At 51.1% G+C, this 5,976-nt stretch carries 5 protein-coding genes and 1 pseudogene; all 6 read right to left on the reverse strand.

All coding sequences use genetic code 11. The annotated features are described in order from the left end of the window. A partial coding sequence (locus ABYW01_RS12000) for a YhdP family protein (RefSeq protein WP_372832947.1) occupies positions 1–2,295 on the reverse strand: 2,295 nt, incomplete at its 3' end. Positions 2,296–2,306: 11 nt separating this feature from the next. Continuing rightward, on the reverse strand, positions 2,307–3,791 hold the full coding sequence (gene rng / locus ABYW01_RS12005; protein WP_372832948.1) for a ribonuclease G: 1,485 nt from the start codon (positions 3,789–3,791) through the stop codon (positions 2,307–2,309). A 25-nt stretch (positions 3,792–3,816) separates the two neighbouring features. Then, positions 3,817–4,440 (reverse strand): nucleoside triphosphate pyrophosphatase, encoded by a 624-nt coding sequence (locus ABYW01_RS12010; RefSeq protein WP_372832951.1) that lies wholly within the window; start codon positions 4,438–4,440, stop codon positions 3,817–3,819. Next, positions 4,430–4,918: a rod shape-determining protein MreD gene (gene mreD, locus ABYW01_RS12015; protein WP_372832954.1), complete on the reverse strand. Its 489-nt coding sequence runs from the start codon at positions 4,916–4,918 to the stop codon at positions 4,430–4,432. Before mreD ends, ABYW01_RS12010 begins: the two co-directional genes overlap by 11 nt. Next, the gene (gene mreC, locus ABYW01_RS12020; RefSeq protein WP_372832955.1) at positions 4,915–5,793 is read right to left on the reverse strand and encodes a rod shape-determining protein MreC; all 879 of its coding nucleotides are present in this window, start codon (positions 5,791–5,793) and stop codon (positions 4,915–4,917) included. Before mreC ends, mreD begins: the two co-directional genes overlap by 4 nt. Before the next feature lie 70 nt (positions 5,794–5,863). Then, a pseudogene (locus ABYW01_RS12025) lies at positions 5,864–5,976 on the reverse strand (rod shape-determining protein); the annotation flags it as partial.

The following is a 5,976-nucleotide window of genomic DNA, read 5'->3' on the forward strand; positions in this document are numbered from 1 at the left end:
AGCAACAGCCAGATAGGGCTGATTCAGCCATTCCTGTACTTGACGAATGTCGGCCTTTCCGTCCAGAACAAGCCGCGTCAGCTGACCACTTGTTTCATCGCGTGACGATTCGATCACCGCTTTGACGGGTTGCCCAAATAACCGACCATCCAGCCTCTTGCTCTTTAACCCTGTTTCGGTGCTAAAACGAAGCTCACCCGATATTTTTTCAAAAGACAGGCGATTTTCGACAGAAATAAAACGTCCTTCACGCAATCGCGTCGAGGCCTTTACGACGGGAGCACGCTTACCGTTCAGGGCGATATCAATATCCAGCTTTGTATCCGCTTTTGCCGACCACTCCCAACGTGGTAATTCCGAACCCACCTCACTACGAATAGGCGTTTGCAGCAAAATTTTGCGGATATCCTTTGCATCCCCTTGAGCATTCCCCAGTATTTGCAGACGTGTTGCACCCGGCGCGCTGTAAACCCATGCCTCTTTCACTCTGGAATCGAGTAACCTGCCTGAAGCCTCTGTGAGAAAGCCAAAGTCACGATAGAGGAAATACCCCTTCCCCTGAGTCACACTCGGCCAGCTGGGATCAAACCCAAACTGCAACTTATCCACATCCAGAAACAACTGCACAACAGGCTTTTGATAGTCCGGTAAACGGGAACGCGTATTCGCATTCAACATAAAGCCGCCAGTATGAACCTGGCCTCCCTGTATCGCGCTCATAAGCCATTTATGCGTCGCCACCCCCACTTCCTTGGGCGGAATGTAGTCTTTAAACGCAGTACCTAAGCTATCTCTGACACCAATCAGCAGTGTCAGATCCGTCTGCCCCTCTTTATCGTAAGGTAAACGAAAGAAAAAACGTCCCGATGCCGTCACATCTTCATTTTTGAGCTGTAGCAGCCCCGACCCTACTTCCACCGCACTATCGGTTAAACGCCAGTTAACGTGCCCTCGGGCAAAACTGTACTGCCACTCGGGCATCTTCAGATCAGGGAAAGACATCGCGAACTGGTTGTTGTCCAGATCAACCGAGCCTCCCCCTATGTCGTGACGTAAGCGGCCGGTAATATGACGTAAACCCGGTGCCCCGCCCCAAGGCGACACTGAAACATCAACCAAATCAGCATTCGCAACAAAAGATGTCCATTCAGGCGATGTCCAACGGATGTCCAACTGCTCGACATACCCACGAGGGTTCAGCATCGTCACAGCACGCTGCCCGATATGGGGCAAAAAAGACTGCCCATCCAGCCAACCCTTCAACTGTTTCAGATCGAGCGAATCCATCGCCAGCTGGTCAGGCATTAACCCCAACCCTTGCTCCCAATTCGCCGTCACCAAAGGCAACTCATAGGGCTTATCATTTGCAGTCAGCTTTCCGCTCAACTGAGCCTGATAACCGCTTTCCGCGGGTTGAAGGCTCAACAAAATCTGAGTATCAGTTAACGACTGAGTAGCAGCCTGCAGTGTGGATATCTGTGTATCAAGATAGGCATATTCCAGCGCGTTTCTCCGATAGGCGCCCCATAGTTTAATATGCCCATCCAGGGCCTTAATCGGCTCAAGCCCCGCATACTCAAACCAGGGATTCAGAACCTGCGGCGGCATCCCGGGCAGATCAAAATAAAAATTAAGAGGCCGCCGCGCCGGACTTCCATTGACCTCAGCCACAAAGCGAAAAGGAGCGCTGGCACCACCGGCAGTCAACGCCGCCCCAACCTTTAGCTGATGTAACTGACCGCTAGAACGGAGGTGGGCGGAAAAAGATGTCAATGTCACTGGGGGGAGCTCCCCCACGTGCAGCTCTATCGAAGCATCAGAAACAGAAATGCGTTCCTGCCTTAGCAATAGGCTCAGCAGTTGAGCACCTTTTGCATCATCGGGGTTTAATGGTCGGGAAGACGGATCATCGGTAGAGACTTCAGGAAGGTCGGCAACAACTTTAATGTAGGGCTGGTTAACTTCTAGCTGAGTAAATACCAGTTGCTGAAAAGCCAGAGAGCGAGGCAGATCCAACGCCAGTACAGCATTATCAACGGTCACTTCCGTTGCACCGCTGACGCGTAACCCTTCCAGTTCCAGCACGGGGTTTTGTCCACGCCAGTAGGTATTCATCCGGGTAAAACTTACCTCGGAATCCAACGCTTCAGACAAATGGGATTCGATACTTTGCTGATAATCAGGCAGCGCCGGATATACCAGCCGCAGAGTCACAACCAGTAATGCAGATAAGCCCAGCAGAGCTACCAGTACCCAGTAACTCAGCCAGATCAATTTTTTTGTTCGGGCGATCATTGTCTACCCTGCTACCGCAACACCACGTCGTAATGTTCGGCACCGTACATAGGTTCAATCTGAAAGCGAATCGTTTTACTAATAAACGCTTCCAGTTCTGCCACATGGTCAGATGCATCATCGACCATATAGTCCACTACATTTTGTGCAGCTAACACCAGGTAGGAGTCCGTATCGTACGCTCGATGCTGCCGCAAAATTTCACGAAAAATTTCGTAGCAAACAGTTTCCGGTGTTTTGATCGAACCACGTCCCTGACACTGCTCACACGTCTCACAAAGCACATGCTCAAGACTTTCCCGTGTACGCTTACGGGTCATCTCCACCAAACCCAGCTCTGACACGCCGGTCACTTTGCATTTAGCGTGATCTTTCTCCAACACCCGCTCCAGCGTTCGTAACACCTGACGCTGATGATCCGGATCTTCCATGTCGATAAAATCGAGGATAATAATGCCGCCCAAATTACGCAGGCGTAGCTGGCGCCCAATCGCAGTGGCCGCTTCCAGATTGGTTTTGAAGATGGTCTCTTCAAGGTTACGATGTCCGACGAACGCGCCAGTATTCACATCCACCGTCGTCATCGCTTCGGTCTGATCAAAGATCAGATAACCACCGGATTTCAGCTCGACTTTACGTCCCAATGCACGCTGCAACTCCTCTTCGACATTGAAGAGATCAAAGATAGGCCGCTCACCGGGATAGTATTCCAGCTTTTCAGCAATCTCTGGCACCAGACTCTGTACAAATTCAGTTGCTTTCTGATAGGTTTCGCGGGAATCGATACGGATACGTTCTAACCCCGTATGCGCCATATCGCGCAAGGTACGCATATTCAGCGGCAGATCTTCATAGATCACCGATGGCGCTTTGGCACCTTTCAGATTGCGCTGAATTTTGCCCCACAATCGGCGCAGGAATTTAATATCTTCTTTTAACTCCGCCTCAGAAGCGCCTTCGGCAACCGTACGCAGAATAAAGCCGCCGGGAGATTTTCCGTTTTCTTCATCATCGGTAATCTCTTTCAGCAAACCCGCAATAGTACTGCGTAGACGGTCACGCTCTTCCACATCTTCGATTCGCTGAGACACGCCAATATGATCATTACCCGGCATATATACCAAGTAACGGGATGGAATAGACAGGTGTGTGGTCAGACGTGCGCCTTTTGTTCCGATGGGGTCTTTGGTGACTTGTACCACCAACGATTGACCTTCTCGCAATTGATGAGAGATGGACGCGTTACTTTTCTCTTCAGAAGTAGCCGTTTGCGGCAGTACATCTTCTACATGGATAAACGCAGCGCGTTCCAGACCAATTTCGACAAATGCAGCCTGCATACCAGGCAACACACGTACAACTTTGCCCTGATAGATATTGCCGACGATACCCCGTCGGCGAACCCGCTCAATGTACACCTCTTGCGGCATACCGTTTTCAATAACGGCAACCCGGGTTTCCATCGGGGTAAAATTAATCAGTATCTCTTCGCCCATGTTCGCTCCTTGGCGTAGACGCAACTCAAACTGGCTGCCAAATGGGTATTCCCGCGTGCGTCAGCATCTCGGCTGTTTCCGCCAGCGGCAATCCAACCACAGAGGAATAACTGCCCTCAATGCGGTCTACAAATACAGCGCCCAACCCCTGAATACCGTAAGCACCAGCCTTATCACAAGGCTCATCGCTGGCCCAGTAGGCGCGACATATTTCAGGGGTTAACTCTTTAAAGTGTACAACAGTTGTGACAACGCACACCTGTGTCTCATATTCTGTCGCCAGCGCAACGCCGGTCATCACCTGGTGCTCACTGCCAGAGAGCGACATCAACATACGCTCAGCATCTGATGCATCCTTTGGCTTACCGAGAATCTCACCGGACATAACCACCGATGTATCTGATCCCAGTGCTGCTTTAGCACCGCTACGCTGCAAACCGAGCTCTGCCTTTTCTCGCGCCAGTCGTGCGACATATACTTCAGCAGATTCGTCGGTTAATACATCCTCACAGATATCAACCGGCTGCACCGAAAACTGTACACCAATCTGTTGCAATAGCTCGCGACGGCGTGGTGATGCAGATGCCAACACTAGCTGATTACTTACAGCCTTATCCACATGTAAGTCTTTAAGAGTATCAGGAGACATAAAAAGTTCGCCTTATACGGCGTAAAAAAACGAAAATAGGAGACCAGAAGAGAGCACTCACCAGCGCAGGCAGCAAAAACAGCAAACTATCACCGGTATAGCCCACAAACATTTGAATCCAATGCAGAATAAGCTGATGGATGCCAACCAACACCATCACCAGCAGGGACTGCTGCCAAAGAGGAAAAACCCGCATACGGCGATAAAGCGTCATTGCGATATAAGCAACAATGGTTAGCGCTAACGCATTAGCACCCAATACGCTACCGCGGATGACATCAAGTACCAGCCCCGCCACAAAACCAGAACCGACACCCACAGACTGCGGCAGGGCTATGACCCAATAGATCAAAATCATAGCGACCCACTCGGGACGTGCCCAACCGATAAACTCAGGTAACGGCATCTGACTGAGTACAATTCCACATAAAAATGTGGCAAAAATAATCAGTCCACCGCCTTGCTGACGTTGACTCACTCAACTGACTCCACGATCACCGTATCAGCTTGTGCATCAGCATCAGTCTGCTCAGTCATTTCCACAAGCGGATCGACCAAGAGTAGGTGACGGCTTTTGTCTAATCGCGCTGACGGTTTAGCACGTACTTTCGTAAACGAGAGGCCTGGATCATGGATTACTTCGGTCACCACTGCCACAGGATAACCACGCGGGAAACGCCCAGCCAAACCAGAAGTCACCAACAGATCACCCTCCTGAATATCGATCGTATCCGAGACGTGCTGAAGCTCAAGCTCATCCGGCTCGCCTTTACCCAGCGCAATCGCCCGGAACCCGGTCCGGTTCAGCTCGACGGGGATCGCATGTCGGGCATCCGTAATCAACATTACACGACTGGTATAATGGGACATCTCTACAATCTGACCCATGATGCCGCCAGAATCCAGGACCGGCTGTCCAAGAAACAAACCGTCCTCACTCCCCCGGTTGACCACCACCTGATGCTGAAACGGATCGGGATTCACGCCGATCAGCTCCACCAACGTAACGGCATTGGGAATGCGGGCACGCCCGTTCAGCAACGAACGCAAGCGACTGTTCTCTTTGTTCAGGCTATCGAGCTGTTGGCCTTTTTGCTCCAGCAGCAAGGCCTCAGCTTTCAGACGCGCGTTTTCCTTCATCAGCAAACCGCGATCAACCACCACATCCGAGACTTCATCAGCCAGCTCAGCAGGAAGATCCACCAGCCACTGCACAGGCGTTAACACCAAGGAGATGTACGCACGCCCCTGCCGCATACCGTTCCAGAACACATCGGCAGTGATCAGCAGGATAGACAGTAGAAGAACAACAATGAAAAAGCGGGAAGATCCACTTCGGAAGATAGGCTTAATAAGACACCCCCTTACGCAACAACGGCATAAAAAGGCGTCTTAATAAGATAGATTTAGCGTAAGGCACAGGTTAGTCGTGAGTTAGCAGTTCAAACGCGTGCTTATCCAGCATCTCCAGCGCTTTACCACCGCCACGTGCTACACAGGTCAGCGGATCTTCAGCAACGACCACCGGCAAACCGG

This window comes from Pontibacterium sp. (assembly GCF_041587635.1).
GTDB lineage: Bacteria > Pseudomonadota > Gammaproteobacteria > Pseudomonadales > Balneatricaceae > Pontibacterium.

Coding starts and splice junctions, on each gene's coding strand:
- rng (WP_372832948.1), bottom strand. CDS start 3,791: ATGGGCGAAGAGATACTGATTAATTTTACCCCGATGGAAACCCGGGTT.
- ABYW01_RS12010 (WP_372832951.1), bottom strand. CDS start 4,440: ATGTCTCCTGATACTCTTAAAGACTTACATGTGGATAAGGCTGTAAGT.